The organism is Aerophototrophica crusticola (genome assembly GCF_012913305.1).
Classification (GTDB): domain Bacteria; phylum Pseudomonadota; class Alphaproteobacteria; order Azospirillales; family Azospirillaceae; genus Niveispirillum; species Niveispirillum crusticola.
This window is the reverse complement of record NZ_CP051775.1, coordinates 289,972-310,729: the sequence shown is the minus strand read 5'-3', so window position 1 is coordinate 310,729 and position 20,758 is coordinate 289,972. Positions and strand designations below refer to the sequence as shown.

Genomic DNA, 20,758 nt, shown 5'->3' with positions numbered 1-20,758 from the left:
TGTAATTGCATGTTCCCTGCAGAAAAATGGCCGCCCGGTCCCCCAGGCGGCCCCCCTCTCTCTCAATCCTAACCCGGCGTAAGGCTCAGTGCCCACCGCCGCTCAGGGCCTTCACGATTTCCTCGGTCATCTTCTTGGCATCGCCCAGCAGCATCATGGTGTTGGGGCGGAAGAAGAGTTCGTTTTCGACGCCGGCGTAGCCAGCACCCATGGACCGCTTGATGAACAGCACGGTCTTGGCCTTTTCCACGTCCAGGATGGGCATGCCGTAGATGGGGCTGGTGGGATCGGTCTTGGCGGCGGGGTTGGTGACGTCGTTGGCGCCGATGACGTAGGCGACGTCCGCCTGGCCGAAGTCGCGGTTGATCTCGTCCAGCTCGAACACCTCGTCATAGGGCACGTTGGCCTCGGCCAGCAGCACGTTCATGTGCCCGGGCATGCGGCCCGCCACGGGGTGGATGGCGTACTTGACCTCTACCCCTTCCTTCTTCAGCAGGTCGCCCATTTCACGCAGGGCGTGCTGGGCCTGGGCCACGGCCATGCCGTAGCCGGGGACGACGATCACCTTGGCCGCGTTCTTCATGATGAAGGCCGCGTCGTCGGCGCTGCCGGCCTTGAAGCTGCGGTCGATGGCGGGGCCGCCGGGGCCGGCCGCCGCGGCGTCGCCGCCGAAGCCGCCCAGGATGACGTTGAAGATCGAGCGGTTCATGCCCTTGCACATGATGTAGGACAGGATCGCGCCCGAGGCACCCACCAGGGAGCCGGTGATGATCAGCAGGGGGTTCTGGAGGGTGAAGCCGATGCCCGCCGCCGCCCAGCCGGAATAGCTGTTCAGCATGGACACGACCACGGGCATGTCGGCGCCGCCGATGGGCAGGATCAGCAGGAAGCCCAGGGCCAGGGCCACCACGACGATCAGCCAGAACACCGCCTGGGACTGGGAGACGCAGAGCAGGATGATCAGCAGGACCAGCAGGGCGCCGAGGCCGGCGTTCAGCGGGTGCTGCATGGGGAAGACCAGCGGCTTGCCGCTGACCAGGCCCTGGAGCTTGGCGAAGGCGACGAGGGAGCCGGTGAAGGTGATGGCGCCGATGGCCACGCCCAGGCTCATCTCGATCAGGGAGCCGATGTGGATGTCCCCCACCTCCCCGATCCGGTAGCTGGCGGGGCTGTAGAAGGCGGCGGCGGCCACGCAGACCGCGGCCAGGCCCACCAGGCTGTGGAAGGCGGCCACGAGCTGGGGCAGCTCGGTCATCTGGATGCGCTTGGCGATGACGTAGCCGATGCCGCCGCCGATGGCGATGCCGCCCACGATCAGGGCGAGGCGCCCGAAGCCGAGGTCGATGCCGGTCAGCGTTTCCTGCGCCACCAGGGTGGTGACGATGGCGATGGCCATGCCGGCCATGCCGTAGCGGTTGCCGGCCTGGGCCGTTTCCGGGCTGGAGAGGCCGCGGAGCGCCAGGATGAACAGCACCGCGGAGACGAGGTAGAGCAATGAGGCTGCGATGAGCATGGTTGCCTACCTCACTTCTTGGCGGCGCCGGCGGGCGCCTTCTTCTTGTACATGGACAGCATGCGCTGGGTGACCAGGAAGCCACCGAAGATGTTCACGCTGGCCAGGATCACCGCCAGGAAGCCCAGGCCGACGGAAAATCCGCTCTCGCTGGCGCCGGTGGCGATCAGGGCGCCCACGATGATCACGGAGGACACCGCGTTGGTCACCGCCATCAGGGGCGAGTGCAGCGCCGGCGTCACCTTCCAGACCACGTAATAGCCCACGAAGCAGGCCAGCACGAAGATGGTCAGGCCGGTCACGATGAAGGGGACGCCCCCCGCCGCGTCGGCATGGACGGCGAGGGAGGTTGCCTGTTGCGCCAGGTCGGCGGCCTTGTCGGCCAGGCTCTGGGCCTGGGTCGCGAGGTCGGCCGCGCTCTGCGCGTGCTCTTTCGGGTCCATCGTCGAGGTCTCCCCGGGTCAGGCGTTCTTGTCGTTGTCGGCGGACGGCGCGGCGGGCGTGTCCACCACCTTCACGGTGCCGGCCGGTGCCGAGGGCACCTCCGTCCCGGCCGGGGGGACCGCGGCGGGGGCGGGCTCCGCCACCACGGCGGCCGGGGCCGGCGCCGCGTCCTTGGGCGCGAAGGCGCTGTGCACCACGGTGCCGCCGCGGGTCAGGGCCGTGCCCTTCACCACGTCATCATCCCAGTTGAAGGCCAGGGTGCCGGGGCTGCCCTTGGCCACGAAGGGGGTGATGAAGTTCAGCAGGTTCTTGGCGTAGAGGGCGGACGCGTCCACGGCGATGCGGCTGGGCATGTTGATGCGGCCGACGATCTTGACGCCATACCGCTCCACCACCTCACCGGGCTTGGAGCCCTCGACGTTGCCGCCCTGCTCCACCGCCAGATCCACCAGCACGGCACCCTGCTTCATGCTTTTCAGCATGTCGTCGGTGACCAGCACCGGCGCCTTGCGGCCGGGGATCAGGGCCGTGGTGATGACGATGTCCTGCTTCTTGATCGTCTCCGCGATCAGGGCGGCCTGCTTGGCCTTGTACTCCGCCGACATCTCCTTGGCGTAGCCGCCGGCGGTCTGGGCCTGGGCGAACTCCTCATCCATCACGGCGACGAAGGTGCCGCCGAGGCTCTCCACCTGCTCCTTCGTCGCGGGGCGCACGTCGGTGGCGCTGACCACGGCGCCCAGGCGCTTGGCGGTGGCGATGGCCTGCAGGCCCGCCACGCCCACGCCCATGATCAGGGCCCGGGCCGGCGGCACGGTGCCGGCGGCGGTCATCATCATGGGGAAGGCGCGGCCGAACTCGTTCGCCGCCTCCAGCACCGCACGGTAGCCGGCCAGGTTGGACTGGCTGGACAGGATGTCCATGCTCTGCGCACGGGTGATGCGCGGCATGAACTCCATGGCGAAGGCGTCCACCCTGGCGGTGGCGTAGGCCGAGACGCTTTCCGGCGCCATGTAGGGGTTCAGGCCGGAGATCAGGATGGCGCCCGGCTTCAGCAGGGCCAGCTCATCCAGGTCCCCCTCCCCCGGCAGCAGGGGGCGCTGCACCTTCAGCACGATGTCGGCATCGCGCAGCAGGGCGGCCGGGTCGGCCACCACCTCCGCCCCCGCGGCGGCGTAGGCCTCATCCGTCAGGGCGGCGCCGAGGCCGGCACCGGATTCCACCGCGACGGTGAAGCCCAGACCCTTGTATTTCTTCACGGTCTCGGGCGTTGCCGCGACGCGCAGCTCATGCGGGCGCCGCTCCTTCGGTATCGCGATCTTCATGCGCTCGGATTCCCCCTTCGTCTTGGCCCGGTTGCCCTGGCTGGCGGCGGCAACGCTGCTTTGTTTCGCACGATGCCCGATCCCGCAATGTTTGTTAAGACATACCAGTCCAAAGGGGAAGGAGGGTACAAGCGCCGGGGTAAGCGCGCACGATCCGAAAAGGCGGCAAAGCCGCGCAGGACTTGTAACGTGCCCGTCAGTCGTCGGCGCCGCGCCGCGCCTTGGTTTGCGCGGGTATGGGCCCGCGCGGCGGCGGTCGCCGCCGGGGCGTTTCACCGGTCGACGGCACCGCGCCCTGACGGAAACGGGCCGCCCCCCGAGGGGGACGGCCCGCCGCCATGCCGTACTTTCTGGTAACGGAATTACCGGGGTAACCCGGTCACCGCCCGGTGCCGATGTTGCCCGCGCCGGTGGTGCCGCCAGAGAGGCCGCCCGGGCCGGTGGCGCCCGCACCCGCCCCGCCGGACTGGCCGGAAGCGCCGCCGGGGCCGTAGCCGTCGCGGTTCAGGGTGTCGCTGTCACGGGTCGAGGTGCCCGTGGCGGAGCTGTCCGTGGTGCCGGTGGTGGCGCCGGAGCGGCTGCTGTTGCCGGACAGGCCGACCTCCGGCTCGGACCGGGTGGAGGACGGGTCGCTGCCCGGGCGGGTGTCGCCGCTCATGCTGGAGCCGGGGGCGGCACGGCTGGCGGCATCCAGGCCGGGCGTGCCCTCGCGGGTGCCGGTGGTGTCGTTGCCCATGCGGGTGCTGCCCGACGCGCTGTCGCTGCCGCCCATGCTGCCGCCCGAGGAGGCGGTGGCGGAGCCCGACGAGGAGGAACCCGAGGACGCGGTGCCGGAGGTGGAGCTGCCGCCGGTCACGCCGGACCAGTTGGTGGCACCGCCGCCGCCGGTGGCGGCCGTCGCCGAGCCGCTGTCGCCGGAGGAACCGGACATGGTGGAGCCGGAGCTGCCGGAGCCGGAGCTGGTGGAGCCGGTGGCGGTGCTGCTGTTGGCCGCGTCGCCGCGGGCCGTGTCGCTGGCCGTCACGGGGGCGTCGGTGCCCGGGATGGTGCCGGAAGGCGAGGACCCGGCCGCACCCGCCGACATGCTGCTGGTGCCGCTGTTGGCGCCGCCGGTAGTGGGGCCCACGGGGTCGTTGTTCGCCTGGTCGCGGGCGTCATCGCTGGCCGTGACCGGCGCGCGGGACGTGTCGGTGCTGGAGGAACGGGGGTTGGCGGCGTTGCTCAGGCTCGGGCTGTCCGCCGGGTCCAGGGAGCGGCTGGTGCGGTTGGTCGGGTCGTTGGCCAGGTCGCGGGCCGTCTCGCTGGGCAGGATCGGCGCCGCCCGGTTGGCCGGGGAGGTGCTGGTCTGCGGGGTGGAGGGCTCGTTCGTGGCCTGGGCGACCTGCACCGGGACGGTGGCCGCGACGATGGTCGGGGCGTCGGCGGACGCGCTCTTCATCTGGGACGGGCAGGCCAGGGCGCCGCCGGTCAGGCCGATGGCCGCGGCTGCCGACAGCAGGAGTGACTTGGCATGCATGGCGATGGTTCCTCCGGTGAGGTTTGTGCCCGGCTCAACCGGCGAAAGGGGTGGGGCGTTCCCAATGCCACCGTAATGCCCCAGTCCGCCCCGGGGAGCTTGACCCCGGCGGTGCCCGCGCCGACACTCCGGCCCCGCGCCGGGGAGGGCGCCGGCGGACGGATCACCTGGACATCGCCGTCCGTTCCGACGCAGAACGCCGTCACGCACCAGCGCCGCAGACCTTTGGACCGACCATGACCGACAAGCACCCCCTGGCCGACGCCGCCCGCACCCTGTTCAAGGAACTCCAGGACGCCGGGAAGCCCGTGGTGGGCACGGGCATCGGGGAGGGCCGCATCTACCTGCGCGTCAGCGGCCCCGACCACGGCGCCCCGGCGGAATACCGGGGCTATCCCGTGCAGGTGCTGACGGATGAGGCGATCAAGCGGTAGGGGGTTGGGGCGGGCCTCAGTCGTTGACGGTGGTGCCGTCGCCTTCCAGGCAGCCGCCGTCGCCGCAGCCGGAATCCAGGCCGAGCGCCTCCGCTTCGGGCGCGATGGTCCGGCCGAGTTCCAGGATGATGGTTATCTGGGCCAGGTCGAGGGACAGGGTCTCGCTTCCGCTGCTCACAGCCAGGGGTCCTATGGTGATGGCATGGCAGGCCCGTCAGGGCGGGAACAAGCCGCGCACCATACGGATGAGGACGCCCCTGGCAATGGCGAGAAAGGGGTAGGGACCCATCGGGTGGCGCCCTCCCCTTTCTGTCGAAGGCCTTGCTCCCCGACCGGTCAGCCCCCGGCGCTGTTGCCTACCAGCAGGCGCAGGGTCTTGGCGATGATGGTCACGTCATGCCAGAGGGACCAGTTGCGCACGTACCAAGCATCGAGCTGGACCCGGCGGGTGTAGCTGGTGTCTTCCCGGCCGGAGACCTGCCAGATGCCGGTGATGCCGGGGCGGACGGCCAGGTAGTTGCCGATCTGCTCACCATACAGGCCCTGTTCCGTCTCCACGATGGGGCGCGGGCCCACCAGGCTCATCTCCCCCCGCAGCACGTTGATGAGCTGGGGCAGCTCGTCCAGGGAGGAGTGGCGGAGGAAGCGCAGGAAGGGGTCGCCGCCGCCGGCGCGGCCGGGCTGCCAGGTGCGGAACTTCAGCAGGCTGAAGGGCTTGCCGCCCATGCCCACCCGCCGGTGGGCGACGAAGGCGGGCGCCCCCTGGAGGCGCAGGTAGGCCAGGGTCGCCAGCAGGAACGGCCCCAGCAACAGCAGCAGGGCGGCCGAGCCGGCGATGTCGATGGCCCGCTTCATGCCGCGGGTCAGCGGCTCGGCCAGATTGTCCTGGCCGGTCAGCAGGACCACGTCATGGCTGAAGAAATAGTCGGAGCGCAGGCCCAGGACGCTCATCCCCCCAATGCTGGGGATGATGGCGAAGGGCACGCGGCGGCCGGTCAGTTCCCCCAGCAGGGGGTTGCTGCGCGGTATCTCCTCCGCCTCGGGCGCCATGACGACGAAGCGGGCGCCGGAGGAGCGGTAGGCCTGCCAGAGGCGGTTGGTCGCGGCGCGGGGGTCGTCCATGTCGGGGGTCAGGTCCACCCGGCCCACCACGGCGTAGCCCAGCAGCCGCTCGGAGGCCAGCGCGTCTTCCGCCGCCCGGGCGACGGGGCCGTTGCCCACCATCAGGGTGGGGACCTGCCAGGAACCGGCGGCGATCAGGGCGGACTTCACCGTATGGCGCACGGCCACCAGCATGCAGGCCAGCACCACCCAGTTGATACCCAGCCAGAGGCGGCTGAACTGGGCCTTGAAGGCGTATTGGCTGAAGCCGTCCAGCAACCCGGCAAAGGCGATGGCGATGAGGATCTGCTTCACCTCCGTCGCCCAGGGGATGCGGCGGCTGTAGTGGCCCTGCACCGCCAGCCAGACCATCACCCCCGCCACGAAGACGGCGTAGTGCACAAGCCGGCGCAGGAACAGCTCGATCTGGTCAGGGCTGTCCAGGCCACGGGCCACGTTGTCGGACAGGGCGTAGGCCACGACGCCCGCCAGCAATGCGGCCAACAGGGCGGATGCCGCGTCCCCCAGCCATAGCAAGGTGGAGTTGCGAATACTGGTCCCAGCCCGGCCCGCAAGTGCGGCCCGGACGTCGGTGTCGAACGCCATGATCTGTCTTCCGCCTGTCCATCGGCTTGCCCGCCGGCTTCGCGGGTGCGGGCGGGCAGTCCCCATTTGGACATCGCCCACCGCCTTGCTCAACGGGCGCAGGTGGAGAAGGTTCGATCCGGCGTGGTGGAAAAACCGGGCTGTGGCCGTTGCGCTTCAGCCCTTTCGTTCGGATAGGGGCGGTGTTCCCGCCCCCGCCCTCACCCCCGCGGGGCGTGCTTGTTGAGGATGCGTTGCAGGGTGCGGCGGTGCATCTTCAGGCGGCGGGCCGTCTCCGACACGTTACGGTCGCACTGCTCGAACACCCGCTGGATGTGCTCCCACCGCACGCGGTCGGCGCTCATGGGGTTTTCCGGCGGGGGCGGCAGGGGGCCGTCGGCCAGGAGGGCGGATTCCACGGCGTCGGCGTCCGCGGGCTTGGGCAGGTAGTCCACCGCCCCTGCCTTCACCGCCGCCACGGCGGTGGCGATGTTGCCGTAGCCGGTCAGCATGACGATGCGCGATTCGGGCCGCGCGTCGCGCAGGGCCTTCACCACCTCCAGCCCCGAGCCGTCGCCCAGGCGGAGGTCCACGACGGCGTAGCGGGGGGCGCTTTCATGCGCCACCTCGATGCCCAGATGGACCGAGTCCACCGCCACCACGTCGAAGCCGCGGCGTTCCATGGCGCGGGCGAGGCGGGTGCGGAAGGGCCCGTCATCATCCACGATCAGGAGACTGCGCGACGCGTCACCGGTGAAGGTGAGCTTCGGCTGGTCCTGGGCGGACAGGGCGTCATCGGCCATTTCTGTGATACCTGCACCTGGTGGTTACCGAAGCGGCGTTCTTTCTGTCGCGCCGCGTTAAGTCGCATTGTTACACAACTCTATACGGTAAAGGTGGGTTTTTTCCAGCGCACGGCAACCGCCGCCCCGCCGGAACGGGGGTTGGCGTAGGAGACCTGGCCGCCCGACCGTTCCAGCAGGGTCTGGGCGATGAACAGGCCCAGGCCCATGTTGCCCGCCGCTTCCCGCGCGGCGGCGCTGCGGCCGGAGACGTAGGGTTCCCCAAGCCGGGCCAGCAGGCCGGGCGGGAAGCCGGGGCCGTCGTCGCGGATGGTCATGGTCACCCCGGCGGGGCCCAGTCGATCTCCACCGTCACCCGGGTACGGGCGAACTGCATGGCGTTCTGGAGGATGTTGGCGAGGCCGTGCAGCATCTCCGGGCCTTCGCGGATGTCGGGGACGCCGTCCTCCGGCTCGTTGCGCGACTCGATCACCAGATCCACGCCCGGGCGGCGGTAGGGGCTGGCCGCCGTTTCCACCAGCGCGCCGAAGGGCACGTCGGGCTTCGCCACGCCGCTGGCGGCGTTGCTGCGGGACAGTTCCGCCAGGATGTCGCGGCAGCGCGCCACCTGGCTTTGCAGGAGCTGCACGTCCTCCGCCGCGGGCGAGTCGGGGGGCAGGTCGCGGGCCAGTTCCTTGGCCACCACGGCGATGGTGCCGAGGGGGCTGCCCAGCTCATGCGCGGCGGCGGCGGCCAGGGCGCCCACGGCCGAGGCGCGCTGGGCCCGGGACAGGGCCGCCTGGCTGGCGGCAAAGGCGGCGGACAGGCGCCGGGCCCCGTCCGCCACCTGGAACAGGTAACCGGCCGTGAAGCCGGCGGAGAAGACCAGCGCCACCCAGATGCCCACCTTGTACAGGGGCGGCAGGGCGATGCCGCTGCTGCCCGGCCAGGGCAGCGGGAAGGCCAGCAGGGCGAGCCCGGTGAAGCAGAGCACGGCGAGGCCCGTCAGCAGGATCACCGCCTGCTTGCCCAAGGTGCTGGCGGCCACCGTCAGCGGGGCCAGCAGCAGCACGGCGAAGGGGTTTTCCAGCCCGCCCGTCAGGTAGAGCAGCAAGGTGAGCTGGAGCATGTCGTAGCCGAGGTAAAGGGCCGCATCCCGGTCGCCCAGGAAGGGCTGCCGGGCCAGCCGCCGCAGGGCATAGAGGTTGGTCAGGACGGACGCCGCCACCGCCAGCAGGGCGTGGCCCATCATCAGCTCGAAACCCAGCGTGAACTCCACCACCGCCAGGGTGGCGAGCTGGCCGCCCACGGCCATCCAGCGGATGGCGATCAGCGTGCGGGCGCTGACCCGGTCCTCCGACCCGCGGAGCGCCAGGTCACCGCCGGGGTCGGGCGCGGCGGGGATGGCGGCGGGGGCGGGCGGGATGCTCGGGACGCGGGTGGGGCCGGGGGTGCTTCTCGCCTCTGTCATGACACTTTCTACGGTCTGGATGGCGTCTTACCCGTCCGCGCCGGGCAGCGCAGTCTAGGCAAGGCCGGGGTCCGCGGCCATATCCGTTTCCATGCCAGAGCCCACCCTTCCCCCCGCCATCCGTGTCCAGGGACTGACCAAGCGCTTCGGCGGCGTCACCGCGCTGGACGGCGTCGATTTCACCGTGCCGGCCGGGCACACGGTGGCCCTGCTGGGCGGCAACGGGGCGGGCAAGACCACCACCATCTCCATCCTGCTGGGATTGCTGCTGCCCACCGCCGGCAAGGTGGAGGTGCTGGGACAGGACATGCTGCGGGAACGGTACCGCGTGCTGCCGCGGATGAACTTCTCCAGCCCCTATGTGGACCTGCCCCACCGGCTGACGGTGGAGGAGAACCTGACCGTCTATGCCCACCTCTATGGCCTGACCGGGCACAAGCGGCGCATCCGCGCCCTGGCGGAGGAGCTGGACCTGGTGCCCCTGCTGAACCGGCCGTCAGGCGGCCTGTCCGCCGGGCAGAAGACACGGGTGGCCCTGGCCAAGGCCCTGCTGAACGAGCCGGAGCTGTTGCTGCTGGACGAGCCCACCGCCAGCCTGGACCCGGACACGGCCGACTGGATCCGCACCTATCTGGAGCGGTTCCGGGTACGCACCGGCGCCACCATCCTGCTGGCCAGCCACAACATGGCCGAGGTGGAACGGCTGTGCCACACGGTGCTGATGATGAAGAAGGGCCGCGTGGTGGACCAGGGCACCCCGACGGACCTGCTGGCCCGGTACGGGCGGGGGAACCTGGAGGACGTGTTCCTGGACATCGCGCGGGACCGGCGGGCGGCGGCGGAGTGAACCTGCCGGCTTGGGGTGCAGGATGAGGCGGTCGGGCCTGTGGCTGGTGGCGGTGCCGTTTGGCACGGACGACACGGACGCCGCTTCGCGGCCACGGACATGCACGGACGGTCTTGTGAGGGGTCGCACGGCCCACGAGGCACCGACGCCACGCGGCGAAGCCGCAGGATTGTTCGGCTTCATGTCCTCGGACTGCATAACGTCAAACTGAAGCTTCATTGCGGCTTCGCCGCGGTACGAGGACCAGCACCGGACGGCCGAACAGCGGTCCGTGTTTGTCCGTGGCCGCGAAGCGGGTCCGTGTCGTCCGTGTTGACTGGACCACCCTCCTCGCGCGCCCGACCGCCTTGATCGCACTGGGACAGAGGGAGAGGTGGGTCTCTATGCCCACCTCTCTCACCCGGCGCTTCGCGCCACCCTCTCCCCAGGGAGAGGGGACTTAGTTCGGGGACAGGACCACCTTGATGCAGCCGTCCTTCTTGTCGCGGAAGGTGTGGTAGGCCTCGGGGCCCTCGGACAGGTGCAGGCGGTGGGTGATGACGAAGGTGGGGTCGATCTGGCCTTCCTCGATCCGGCGCAGCAAATCCTCGGCGAAGCGGCGGACATGGGTCTGGCCGGTGCGGATGGTCAGGCCCTTGTTCATCATGGAACCCAGGGGGATCTTGTCGGCCATGCCGCCATAGACACCGGGCACCGAGACGATGCCGCCGGGGCGGCAGGCATAGATGGCCTCACGCAGGGCGGCGGGGCGCTCCGTTTCCTGGAACAGGGTGGCCTTGGCCTTGTCGTAGAGGCCGAGCGCCCCTTCCAGGGAGCCCAGGCCGGCGTGGGATTCCATGCCCACCGCCTCAATGCACTTGTCGGGGCCGCGGCCGCCGGTCAGGTCCTTCAGCCGCTCCAGGACGTTCTCTTCCTCGAAGTTGATGGTGATGGCGCCGGCCTCCCGCGCCATGGCCAGCCGCTCCGGCACCCGGTCGATGGCGATGACCGTGTGGGCGCCCAGGATGAAGGCGCTCTTGATGCAGAACTGGGCCACCGGGCCGCAGCCCCAGACCGCCACCACGTCGTCCGGCTGGATGTCGGCGTGCACCGCCGCCTGCCAGCCCGTGGGCAGGATGTCCGACAGGAACAGGAGCTGGTCGTCGGTCATGCCGGTCTTCGGCACCTTGATCACCGTGTTGGCGGCGAAGGGTACCCGCACATATTCCGCCTGGCCGCCGGCATAGCCGCCGGTGATGTGGGAATAGCCGAACAGGCCGGCCGTGGTGTGGCCGAACATCTTGGACGCCAGGGCGGCGTTGCGGTTCGAGTTTTCACAGACCGAGTAGTTGCCGCGGCGGCATTGCTCGCACCGCCCGCAAGTGATGGTGAAAGGCACCACCACCCGGTCGCCCACCTTCAGCCCGTTGGCCGACTTGCCGACCTCCACCACCTCGCCCATGCACTCATGGCCCAGGACGTCGCCCCGCTCCATGAAGGGGATGTAGCCGTCCATCAGGTGCAGGTCGGAGCCGCAGATGGCGCAACTGCTGACCTTGACGATGCAGTCCTCCGCGTCCTCGATCCGCGGGTCGGGCACCGTGTCGTAGCGGATGTCCCCCTTGCCGTGCCAGCAAAGCGCGCGCATGCCTTTCCCTCCGTCTCCTGATGGGCGGTCCGATCAGCAGGTCCCAACAGGCTGACGTTGCGGGACGTTCCGGGAAAAGCGAACGGCCCGGAGCGTGGGGGGACGCTCCGGGCCGCGTTGGTGCCGGCGGGGCCGCAGGGGGGAACAGGTCCGAACCGGGGGAGGGATCGGACCCGGCGCCGCCGCCAGGCATAAGGTCGAGATAGGGGGGCCGACCGGTCTTTCAAGCGGCAAACCGCCTGCGACGGATTGGCCCCCCCTGCCCCGCCACCTTGCCGGTCACTTGGGCAGGATCACCGTGTCGATCACGTGGATCACGCCGTTGCTGGCCGCCACGTCGGCGGTGGTGACGGTGGCGTTGTCCACCATGACCTTGCCGCCATCGGCCTTCAGGGTGAGGTTGGAGCCCTGGGCGGTCTTGGCCGGGCCGGACTTCACGTCCTTGGCCATCACCTTGCCCGGGACGACGTGGTAGGTGAGGATTTCGGTCAGCTTCTGCTTGTTCTCCGGCTTCAGCAGGTCTTCCACCGTGCCGGCGGGCAGCTTGGCGAAGGCGGCGTCGGTGGGGGCGAAGACGGTGAAGGGGCCGGTGCCCTTCAGCGTGTCAACCAGGCCGGCGGCCTGCACGGCCTTCACCAGCGTGTTGAAGCTGCCGTTCTTGGCAGCCACGTCCACGATGTCCTGCGCCTGGGCGGCGGTGGCGGCGAGGGCGAGGCCGGCGGCAAGCGCCAGGCTGCGGGCGGCGGTGGCGAGGCGGATCATCGGATGCATCCTTCCCTGGGGTTTCTGGGGTCCCGGGGAACGTCGCCCCGGCTGCATAGCGATCTGTCCTTCCAGGGCCGGGCGGCAAGTGACCAGCCCAGTAATTAAATTTTCTTCATGAAGTGATCCGGATGGTTTCACCGTCCGTAACTGCGCCCGTTCTCTGTACTGGTTTCTATGTTTTTTGAGCCTTCCGGGGCTTTATCTTGGATTATCAGGATTTACTGTTCATGTCATTTGCGTGTCGTCCACATGTTTCCTGTGGATACTGATGCGCTCGCCAGCCATTGACGGACGGGCGGGCCGAACCATCCTCCTAAGCCCAAAACGCTACCTCCAACCGGTCCCATGTCACCCACGCTGCCCCCGGCCATCGTCTGGTTCCGCCAGGATCTGCGCCTGGCCGACAACCCCGCCCTGGCCCATGCCGTGGAAAGCGGGCGGCCGGTGATCCCGCTGTTCGTGCTGGATGACCTGACTCCCGGCGAGTGGAAACCCGGCGGGGCGTCGCGCTGGTGGCTGCACCACAGCCTGGCGGCGCTGCGGGACGGGCTGGCGCGGCTGGGGGCGCCGCTGGTGCTGCGCCGGGGCCCGGCGGACGTGGTGGTGGGGAAGCTGGCGGCGGAGACGGGGGCGGCCCTGGTCACCTGGAACCGCAACTACGACCCCGCCAGCATCGAGCGGGACAGCCGCCTGAAGGCCGAGTTGCAGAAATCCTCCGTGGAGGCGGTGAGCTGCAACGGCAACCTGCTGAACGAGCCCTGGACCGTGCTGGCCGGCGCCGGGAACCCGTACAAGGTCTTCACCCCCTATTACAAGGCGGTGCTGGCCCGCACGAAGGCGGGGGAGCCGCGGCCGGCGCCGGACAGGCTGGCGGCCCCGGCGGCCAGCCCCGAATCGGACACGCTGGAGGAATGGGGCCTGCTGCCCACCAAGCCGGACTGGGCCGGCGGCATGCGCGCCTTCTGGAAGCCGGGGGAGCCCGGGGCCCTGGAAAGGCTGGAGCGGTTCCTGTCAGAGGCCTGCGAGGGATACGCCCAGGGACGCAACATTCCGGGCATGGACGGCACGTCCCGCCTGTCCCCCCACCTGCATTTCGGGGAACTGTCGCCCCGCCAGGTCTGGCACGCCGCCATGGGTCTGTTGGCCCGGGACAAGCGCCCGTCCTGCCGGGAAAACGTGGAGTCTTTCCTGCGGGAGATCATCTGGCGGGAATTCTCCCACGGCTTGCTGTATCATTTCCCGCACCTGCCCGACCGGCCCCTGAACCCCCGCTTCGAGGATTTCCCCTGGCAACCCGACCCCAAGCTGATGGCCGCCTGGAAGCGCGGGCGCACCGGCTATCCCATCGTGGATGCCGGGATGCGGCAGCTTTGGGAAACCGGGTGGATGCACAACCGGGTGCGGATGATCGTCGGGTCCCTGCTGGTGAAGCACCTGCTGCAACCCTGGCAGGCTGGGGAACGCTGGTTCTGGGACACGCTGGTGGACGCGGACCTGGCCAACAATTCGGCGGGCTGGCAGTGGATCGCGGGTTGCGGCGCCGACGCCGCCCCCTATTTCCGGGTGTTCAACCCGGTGCTGCAGGGGGAGAAGTTCGACCCGGACGGCCGCTATGTGCGCCGCTGGGTGCCGGAGCTGGCGCGGCTGCCGGACAAGTATGTGCACGCCCCCTGGACAGCGCCGCCCATGGTGCTGTCGGGGGCCGGGGTGGTGCTGGGCAAGACCTATCCCGCCCCGGTGGTGGAGCATGGCAAGGGGCGGGAGCGGGCTTTGGCCGCCTTCGCCCAGGTGAAGGCTGGCGCGGCGGAAGGGGACATCCCCGCGCCGACGGACGCGTGAGGGGGTGGGGAAGATGAGGATCGCGGTCATCGGGGCCGGCATTTCAGGTCTCAGCGCCGCGTGGCTGCTGGACAGGCAGGGCCATGACGTCACGGTTTACGAACAGAACGACTATGTCGGCGGCCACAGCAACACGGTGGAGGCCCCCGGCCATGACGGGCGTCCGGTGCCGGTGGACACGGGATTCATCGTGTTCAACGAGTCGACATATCCCAACCTGATCGCCCTGTTCGACCACCTGAAGGTGCCGACGGAGGCGTCGGACATGTCCTTCGCCGTGTCGCTGGACCGGGGCCGGCTGGAGTATTCGGGCAGCAACCTGAAGGGCATGTTCGCCCAGAAGCGGAACCTGGTCAGCCCCACCTACCACCTGATGCTGCGGGACATCGTGCGCTTCTACCGGGAAGCGCCGAAGCTGCTGAACGACCCGTCATCCGTGGGCATGACCCTGGGCGAGTATCTGGTGCGGCAGAACTATGGCCACCGTTTCATCTATGATCATCTGCTGCCCATGGGGGCGGCCATCTGGTCCTGCACCATCGGGGAGATGCTGGCCTTCCCGGCGCTGAGCTTCGTGCGCTTCTTCCAGAACCACGGGCTGCTGAAGATCAAGAACCGGCCGCAATGGCGCACGGTGCGCGGGGGCAGCCGGACCTATGTCAAGGCGATCCTGGAGACCTTGCGCGGCAAGGTGCACAAGGGCCGGGCCATCAGCTCCCTGACCCGCCTGCCCGGCGGCGTGCATGTGCAGGACGCGGAAGGCCTGTCGGAGACGTTCGACCACGTCATCATCGGCGCCCATGCCGACCAGGCCCTGGCCATGCTGGCCGACGCCGGGGAGGAGGAGAAGCGCATCCTGGGCGCCTTCCGATACCAGGCGAACCGGGCGGTGCTGCACCGGGACCCGATCCTGATGCCGAAGCGGCCCAAGGCCTGGTCCGCCTGGAACTACCTGGCCAACGCCACGCGGGAGCGGCAGGCCAAGGTCAGCGTCACCTATTGGATGAACGTGCTGCAGAACATCGACCGCCGCACGCCCCTGTTCGTCACCCTGAACCCCATCGTGGAGCCGGCCCAGACCCACAAGATCCGGGAGTTCATCTATGACCACCCGGTCTTCGACAAGGCGGCCATCGAGGCGCAGGGCGAGGTGGGCCGCATCCAGGGCGTGCGCCGCACCTGGTTCTGCGGCGCCTACATGGGCTATGGCTTCCATGAGGACGGGCTGTCCGCAGGCCTTGCGGTGGCCGAGGCGCTGGGTGCGCAGCGGCCCTGGACCTGCACCGACGCCAGCCCCGCCGGGCGGAACGCGCGGCCGCGGGGGCGGCGGAGTTGCAGGCGGCGGATTGAGGGTGTCGCACGGCCGATCCCGGCAATGACTGTGTTTCCCCCGCGAAGGCGGGGGCCCACGGTTCTTGACCGGGGTGCCGCGGCACTGTCGTTGAAGAACTGTGGACCCCCGCCTTCGCGGGGGAAGCGGGAATAGGGCGGTTGGCGCATCGCCAAGCACCCTTGCCGCGCAAAGCCAGGAGCCATGAGAACCACCGTGCCCCGACCCCGGACACGCCCAGCCTCCATGCCATCTATTTCTGCCGGGTGGGGCACGCGCGGCTGCATCCGTTCCGGCACGCCTTCACGTACCGGGTCTACAGCCTGCTCCTCGACCTGGACCGCCTCGACGTGCTGCCCTGGCCCCTTTCCCACAACAAGGCGAACCTGTTCGGGTTCCATGACAAGGACCATGGGGCCCGCGACGGCAGCCCCTTGCGCCCCTGGGTGGAGGCAAGGCTGGCGGAGGCGGGGGTGCGGCTGGAAGGCGGGGCCATCCGCATCCTGTGCTTCCCGCGGGTGCTGGGCTACACCTTCAACCCGTTGAGCACCTATTTCTGCCACGGGCCGGACGGGCGGCTGCGGGCCGTGCTGTACGAGGTGAAGAACACCTTCGGCGACCAGCACACCTATGTGGCCCCGGTCAGCCCGCAAGAGGCGGACGCAGGCGTGCTGTCCCACGGTCACGCCAAGGAATTCCACGTCTCCCCCTTCATGGACATCGCCGGGGGCTACCGCTTCGCCCTGTCGGTGCCGGGGGAGAGCCTGTCCATCCGCATCACCCACGCGGATGCCAAGGGCGACCTGATGCTGGCCACCCAGACCGGGCGGCGGCGGGACCTGACGGCGGGCGCCCTGGTGAAAGCGTTCCTCACCCATCCGTTGGTGACATTAAAGGTGATCGGTGCCATCCATTGGGAGGCATTTCACCTTTGGCGCAAGGGCGCGAAGTTCCATTCGCGCCCCGAACCGCCCATACGGCTTGCCACGCCCGATCGGCGACACACCTTATCTGGCCTCACAGAAGTGGTGGATCCATGACCGAAGAGTATGGCACCGAGGCCCGCGTCGAATCCTACGCCGCCGGATACCGGCCTTCACGCATGATGCGGCTGCTGCTGGGCCTGGCCCCGTCCATCCGGGTCGGCTGCCTGAGCGTGGTGCTGCCGGACGGCACCACGCACCGGTTCGATGGCACGGAGCCCGGGCCGCACGGGGTGCTGGTGGTGCGGAACGACCGGCTGGCGGGGCGGATGCTGGTGGGCGGCAAGCTGGGCTTCTGCGAGAGCTACCTGGACGGGGACTGGACCAGCCCCGACGTGCCCGCCCTGTTCGAGATGGCCCTGCGGAACGAGGCTGAGCTGGACCGCGCCATGAACGGCCGCGGCTGGTTCCGGCTGGTGCAGCTGCTGCTGCACATGCTGAAGCCCAACACCAAGGACGGCAGCCGCAAGAACATCGCCTACCATTACGACCTGGGGAACGAGTTCTACGGCCGTTGGCTGGACGGCAGCATGACCTATTCGGCGGCCGTCTATGCCGACCTGGCCAAGGCGGAGCCGCTGGAGCAAGCGCAGGCGCGGAAATACGCCGCCATCGCCCGGTCCATGGGGCTGGAGGCCGGGCAGCACGTGCTGGAGATCGGCTGCGGCTGGGGCGGCTTCGCCGAGTTCGCGGCGCGGGAGGTAGGGGCCAAGGTCACAGCCATCACCATCAGCCAGGCGCAGCACGACTATGCCGCCGCCCGCATCCAGAAGGCCGGGCTGGCCGACCGGGTGGAGATCCGGTTGCAGGACTATCGCGACACCACGGGCCAGTTCGACCGCATCGCCAGCATCGAGATGTTCGAGGCGGTGGGGGAGCGGTACTGGCCGACCTTCTTCGACACGGTGCATGACCGGCTGGCCCCGGGGGGCGGGCCTGCCTGCAGATCATCACCATCGACGAGAAGGATTTCGAGCTGTACCGGAAGGGCGCCGACTACATCCAGAAATACATCTTCCCCGGCGGCATGCTGCCCAGCCCGACGAAGCTGCGGGCGGTGGTGGAGCAGGCGGGGCTGGCCTGGCAGGGGATGCAGCGCTATGGCCTGCACTATGCCCGGACCCTGGACGAGTGGCAGGACAAGTTCCAGGCCGCCTGGCCGGACCTGGCGCGCATGGGCTTCGACCTGCGGTTCAAGCGCATGTGGGAACAGTACCTGTGGTACTGCGCCGCCGGCTTCCGCGTGGGCTGCATCGACGTGGTGCACGCGAGCATCGCGAAGCCGTGAGACGTAGGTCGGATTAGGCGCCGTGGCGCCGTAATCCGACAGCCCCACACGCCTCAGCTTTGCCGTCGGATTACGCGCCCTGCCGGGCGCTAATCCGACCTACGGGGGCCCGCATGCCTTTGTCACGGAAGATCCTCTTCCTCTACGGCCTGCCGGCGCTGCCCTTGGCGGCGCTGGTTCTACCCGTCTATGTCTTCCTGCACCCGCACTATGCCGCCCTGGGCGTGCCGCTGGGGGTGCTGGGGACGGTGTTGCTGCTGACGCGGCTGTGGGACGCGGTGACGGACCCGCTGGTGGGCTGGCTGTCGGACCGGTTCCAGACCCCCATCGGCCGCCGCAAGCCCTGGATGCTGGCGGGGCTGCCGCTGGTGCTGGCGGGCACCTGGTTCCTGCTGGTGCCGCCGCCGGACGTGGGGGCCGGGTACCTGCTGGGGTGGAGCGGCCTGCTGTTCCTGGGCTGGACCCTGGTAATGGTGCCGCTGACCGCCTGGGGGGCGGAGCTGTCCGGCGACTATCACGAGCGGACGCGGGTCAGCGCCTTCCGCGAGGGCGCGGCGGTGGTGGGCACGGTCACGGCCCTGGTCCTGCCGGTTGCACTGGGCGCCGGGGCAGCGGGGCAGGAGGGGGAGGCGCTGCGGGTGCTGGCCCTGTTCGTGCTGGTCGCCCTGCCAGTGACCATGCTTCCCGCCCTGGTATTCGTGCCGGAACCACCGCCCCTGGCCGGACCGCGACCAAGGCTGCGGGAGGGAATCGCAGTCCTGGCGGGCAACGCCCCTTTCCGGCGACTGGTTCTGGCCTACGTCCTTAACGGGATCGCGAACGGGTTGCCCTCCCAGCTCTTCTTTTTCTTCGTGCAGTTCCGACTGGTGGAAGGGGAGCGGGCGGGGCCGCTGTTGCTGGCCTATTTCGCGTCGGGATTGCTGGCGGTGCCGCTGTGGTTGGGGTTGAGCAGGCGATACGGGAAACACCGGACCTGGTGCGCGGCCATGATCTGGGCCTGTGGCTGGTTCGCGGTGGTGCCCTTCCTGGGGGCGGGGGACTTCGTGCCGTTCCTGGTGGTCTGCATCGCCACCGGGGCGGCGCTGGGGGCCGACCTGATCCTGCCGTCGGCCATGCAGGCGGATGTGGTGGACGCCGACACCGCCCGCACCGGCACGGCGCGCACGGGCCTGTACTTCGCCCTGTGGGGCCTGGCGACCAAGCTGGCGGTGGCGCTGGCGGCGCTGGGGCTGACGGCGGCGGGTCTGTTCGGCTTCAGCGTGCAGGGGCCGAACGACGAAACGGCCCTGACCGCCCTGACCCTGCTGTACAGCCTGGTGCCCATCCTCTTCAAGCTGGGGGCCATCGCCCTGCTCTGGCACTGGCCGCTGGACGAGGCGGCACAGGTGGAGCTGCGGCGCAGGATCGCTGCCCAGAGAAACTGACGTTCTTTGCTCCCTCAAGCGCCGGGCGCCCGCATCTGCGGGCTTGGCTTACGCGGGCACGAGCCCGCGGGCCGGCGGTCGCCGGCCTCCAGCGGCGCGAGCCGGGGGCTCCCGCCGCTGGCCTGACGAAACCCCTGACGACGAGAAACAGATGCTCCGCCGCCTCCTCATCCTTGTCGCGGCCGTGGCCGTGCTCGCCGGGTGCAGCAGCATGAAGCCCGAGGATTTCGCCAACAACACGCCCAAGCTGGTCCTGGAGGAGTATTTCCAGGGCCGGACCCGCGCCTATGGCATCGTGGAGGACCGCTTCGGCAACGTGAAGCGCCAGTTCGTGGCCGACATCCAGGGCACCTGGGATGGCACGACCCTGACCCTGGTGGAGGATTTCGTCTGGAACGACGGGGAGGTCGAGCAGCGGATCTGGAAGCTGGCCAAGCAGGGCGAGCATGGCTGGGAGGGCCGCACCGCCGACGCCATCGGCCCGTCCCGGGGCAAGCTGTACGGCAACGCCTTCTTCATGGAATACGACTTCAACCTGAAGTACGGCGACGGCCGCATGAAGGTGCATTTCGACGACTGGATGTTCCTGCAGCCCGACGGAGTGCTGTTGAACCGGGCGGAGATCAGCAAGTTCGGCATCCACCTGGCCACGGTCACCATCGCCTTCCGCAAGGAAGGGGTGGGCATGGCCCCCGCCGCGGCAAGGACACAGGCGGCGGAGTAACCCGCCCCCTCCCCGCCTTCGGGGATCGTCGGGAAAATAGCCAACCGGTCGGTACAGAAGTGACGACGCGCACAGACGGAATCCCTGCGCCCGGGAAAAGGTGCGGGACGTGAATGGCTCGGCCGCCTCCCCGCGGTCTTCCTGCCGTCCGCCCGCCTGACATCCCCCTGCCCCGGAGCGCTGCCATGTGCCTCGCCGCCTGCGCCGCCACCGCCCCCGCCTTCGCCATCGAGCCGCTGGACCGGCTGTTGTCCCGTGACCCGGGCGACGGCGCCCTGTCCCGTTTCCGCCTGCGCCGGGTGGTGGGTTTCATCGAGGCGAACCTGGACGAGGATTTGTCGCTGGAGCGGCTGGCCGAGGTGGCCGGCCTGAGCCCCAGCCATTTCGCCCGCCGCTTCAAGGGCGCCACGGGCAAGGCGCCCCACGGCTATGTGCTGGCCAAGCGGGTGGAGGCCGCCCGCCGCCTGCTGGCCGAGGGGGACCTGCCCCTGGCCCAGGTGGCCGCGGCCACGGGGTTTTCATCCCAGGCGCACCTGACCGGCGTGTTCGGCCGGGCGGTGGGCATGACGCCGGGGCAGTACCGGGCGATGAAGCGGGGATTGGCGTTGGCGTCGTGAGGAGGGGCTCTTTCCTGAGGCGAGGTTGTCCCCTCACCCGGCGCTGTCCTAGTGCTGGAGCGGGGTTGCCCCCTCACCCCGACCCTCTCCCCAGGGGGGAGAGGGGGAATGTGCCAGTTCTGTAAGGTCTACGCGGGTTTTAGGCA

20 protein-coding genes are annotated in these 20,758 nt (G+C 69.5%); 9 read left to right on the top strand and 11 right to left on the bottom strand.

Going from position 1 to position 20,758, the window contains the following annotated elements; all coding sequences use genetic code 11:
- Positions 1 to 85: 85 nt before the first annotated feature.
- The 4 genes from HHL28_RS01485 to HHL28_RS01470 all read right to left on the bottom strand — a co-directional run bounded on the left by HHL28_RS01485 (position 86) and on the right by HHL28_RS01470 (position 4,795).
- The gene (locus HHL28_RS01485; RefSeq protein WP_075770981.1) at positions 86 to 1,513 is read right to left on the bottom strand and encodes an NAD(P)(+) transhydrogenase (Re/Si-specific) subunit beta; all 1,428 of its coding nucleotides are present in this window, start codon (positions 1,511 to 1,513) and stop codon (positions 86 to 88) included.
- A gap of 11 nt (positions 1,514 to 1,524) precedes the next feature.
- Positions 1,525 to 1,956, bottom strand: coding sequence for an NAD(P) transhydrogenase subunit alpha (locus HHL28_RS01480; protein WP_075770980.1), 432 nt, complete (start codon positions 1,954 to 1,956; stop codon positions 1,525 to 1,527).
- Between the two features lie 18 nt (positions 1,957 to 1,974).
- Positions 1,975 to 3,279 carry a Re/Si-specific NAD(P)(+) transhydrogenase subunit alpha gene (locus HHL28_RS01475; RefSeq protein WP_083699085.1) on the bottom strand — a complete coding sequence of 435 codons (1,305 nt, stop codon included), beginning with the start codon at positions 3,277 to 3,279 and terminating at the stop codon, positions 1,975 to 1,977.
- Between the two features lie 379 nt (positions 3,280 to 3,658).
- Positions 3,659 to 4,795: a hypothetical protein gene (locus tag HHL28_RS01470; protein WP_075770979.1), complete on the bottom strand. Its 1,137-nt coding sequence runs from the start codon at positions 4,793 to 4,795 to the stop codon at positions 3,659 to 3,661.
- Between the two features lie 236 nt (positions 4,796 to 5,031).
- Here HHL28_RS01470 and HHL28_RS01465 point away from each other — a divergent pair, with 236 nt between their 5' ends.
- On the top strand, positions 5,032 to 5,229 hold the full coding sequence (locus HHL28_RS01465; protein WP_075770978.1) for a hypothetical protein: 198 nt from the start codon (positions 5,032 to 5,034) through the stop codon (positions 5,227 to 5,229).
- A gap of 16 nt (positions 5,230 to 5,245) precedes the next feature.
- On the opposite strand, the gene HHL28_RS01460 is transcribed toward HHL28_RS01465, so the two are convergent.
- From HHL28_RS01460 to HHL28_RS01445, 5 genes are all read right to left on the bottom strand, one after another.
- Positions 5,246 to 5,407, bottom strand: a complete 162-nt coding sequence (locus tag HHL28_RS01460; protein WP_169654567.1) for a hypothetical protein — start codon at positions 5,405 to 5,407, stop codon at positions 5,246 to 5,248.
- A gap of 158 nt (positions 5,408 to 5,565) precedes the next feature.
- Positions 5,566 to 6,936: a sugar transferase gene (locus HHL28_RS01455; RefSeq protein WP_075770977.1), complete on the bottom strand. Its 1,371-nt coding sequence runs from the start codon at positions 6,934 to 6,936 to the stop codon at positions 5,566 to 5,568.
- 200 nt (positions 6,937 to 7,136) lie between these two features.
- On the bottom strand, positions 7,137 to 7,718 hold the full coding sequence (locus HHL28_RS01450; RefSeq protein WP_083699082.1) for an ActR/PrrA/RegA family redox response regulator transcription factor: 582 nt from the start codon (positions 7,716 to 7,718) through the stop codon (positions 7,137 to 7,139).
- A gap of 80 nt (positions 7,719 to 7,798) precedes the next feature.
- Positions 7,799 to 8,035, bottom strand: coding sequence for an ATP-binding protein (locus HHL28_RS18125; RefSeq protein WP_404326231.1), 237 nt, complete (start codon positions 8,033 to 8,035; stop codon positions 7,799 to 7,801).
- Between the two features lie 2 nt (positions 8,036 to 8,037).
- Positions 8,038 to 9,168 carry an ActS/PrrB/RegB family redox-sensitive histidine kinase gene (locus HHL28_RS01445; RefSeq protein WP_404326229.1) on the bottom strand — a complete coding sequence of 377 codons (1,131 nt, stop codon included), beginning with the start codon at positions 9,166 to 9,168 and terminating at the stop codon, positions 8,038 to 8,040.
- Between the two features lie 91 nt (positions 9,169 to 9,259).
- On the opposite strand from HHL28_RS01445, the gene HHL28_RS01440 reads away from it, so the two are divergent.
- Positions 9,260 to 10,015: an ABC transporter ATP-binding protein gene (locus HHL28_RS01440; protein ID WP_075770976.1), complete on the top strand. Its 756-nt coding sequence runs from the start codon at positions 9,260 to 9,262 to the stop codon at positions 10,013 to 10,015.
- A gap of 439 nt (positions 10,016 to 10,454) precedes the next feature.
- Here HHL28_RS01440 and HHL28_RS01435 read toward each other — a convergent pair whose 3' ends face one another.
- Positions 10,455 to 11,642 carry a zinc-dependent alcohol dehydrogenase gene (locus tag HHL28_RS01435; protein WP_075770975.1) on the bottom strand — a complete coding sequence of 396 codons (1,188 nt, stop codon included), beginning with the start codon at positions 11,640 to 11,642 and terminating at the stop codon, positions 10,455 to 10,457.
- 279 nt (positions 11,643 to 11,921) lie between these two features.
- Positions 11,922 to 12,404 carry a fasciclin domain-containing protein gene (locus HHL28_RS01430; protein ID WP_083699080.1) on the bottom strand — a complete coding sequence of 161 codons (483 nt, stop codon included), beginning with the start codon at positions 12,402 to 12,404 and terminating at the stop codon, positions 11,922 to 11,924.
- A gap of 348 nt (positions 12,405 to 12,752) precedes the next feature.
- Between HHL28_RS01430 and HHL28_RS01425 the strand changes: the two genes are divergently transcribed.
- The 7 genes from HHL28_RS01425 to HHL28_RS01395 all read left to right on the top strand — a co-directional run bounded on the left by HHL28_RS01425 (position 12,753) and on the right by HHL28_RS01395 (position 20,612).
- Positions 12,753 to 14,246: a cryptochrome/photolyase family protein gene (locus tag HHL28_RS01425; RefSeq protein ID WP_075770974.1), complete on the top strand. Its 1,494-nt coding sequence runs from the start codon at positions 12,753 to 12,755 to the stop codon at positions 14,244 to 14,246.
- Positions 14,247 to 14,259: 13 nt separating this feature from the next.
- Positions 14,260 to 15,732: an NAD(P)/FAD-dependent oxidoreductase gene (locus HHL28_RS01420; protein ID WP_169654565.1), complete on the top strand. Its 1,473-nt coding sequence runs from the start codon at positions 14,260 to 14,262 to the stop codon at positions 15,730 to 15,732.
- A 26-nt stretch (positions 15,733 to 15,758) separates the two neighbouring features.
- Positions 15,759 to 16,616 (top strand): DUF1365 domain-containing protein, encoded by an 858-nt coding sequence (locus tag HHL28_RS01415; protein ID WP_404326226.1) that lies wholly within the window; start codon positions 15,759 to 15,761, stop codon positions 16,614 to 16,616.
- Positions 16,613 to 17,854, top strand: coding sequence for an SAM-dependent methyltransferase (locus tag HHL28_RS01410; protein ID WP_449687115.1), 1,242 nt, complete (start codon positions 16,613 to 16,615; stop codon positions 17,852 to 17,854). Before HHL28_RS01415 ends, HHL28_RS01410 begins: the two co-directional genes overlap by 4 nt.
- Positions 17,855 to 17,960: 106 nt before the next feature.
- Positions 17,961 to 19,271 carry an MFS transporter gene (locus HHL28_RS01405; RefSeq protein ID WP_075770972.1) on the top strand — a complete coding sequence of 437 codons (1,311 nt, stop codon included), beginning with the start codon at positions 17,961 to 17,963 and terminating at the stop codon, positions 19,269 to 19,271.
- 151 nt (positions 19,272 to 19,422) lie between these two features.
- Positions 19,423 to 19,995: a DUF3833 domain-containing protein gene (locus HHL28_RS01400; RefSeq protein WP_075770971.1), complete on the top strand. Its 573-nt coding sequence runs from the start codon at positions 19,423 to 19,425 to the stop codon at positions 19,993 to 19,995.
- Positions 19,996 to 20,180: 185 nt separating this feature from the next.
- Complete coding sequence (locus tag HHL28_RS01395; RefSeq protein ID WP_075770970.1) at positions 20,181 to 20,612, top strand: helix-turn-helix domain-containing protein; 432 nt, start codon at positions 20,181 to 20,183, stop codon at positions 20,610 to 20,612.
- Positions 20,613 to 20,758: the final 146 nt, after the last annotated feature.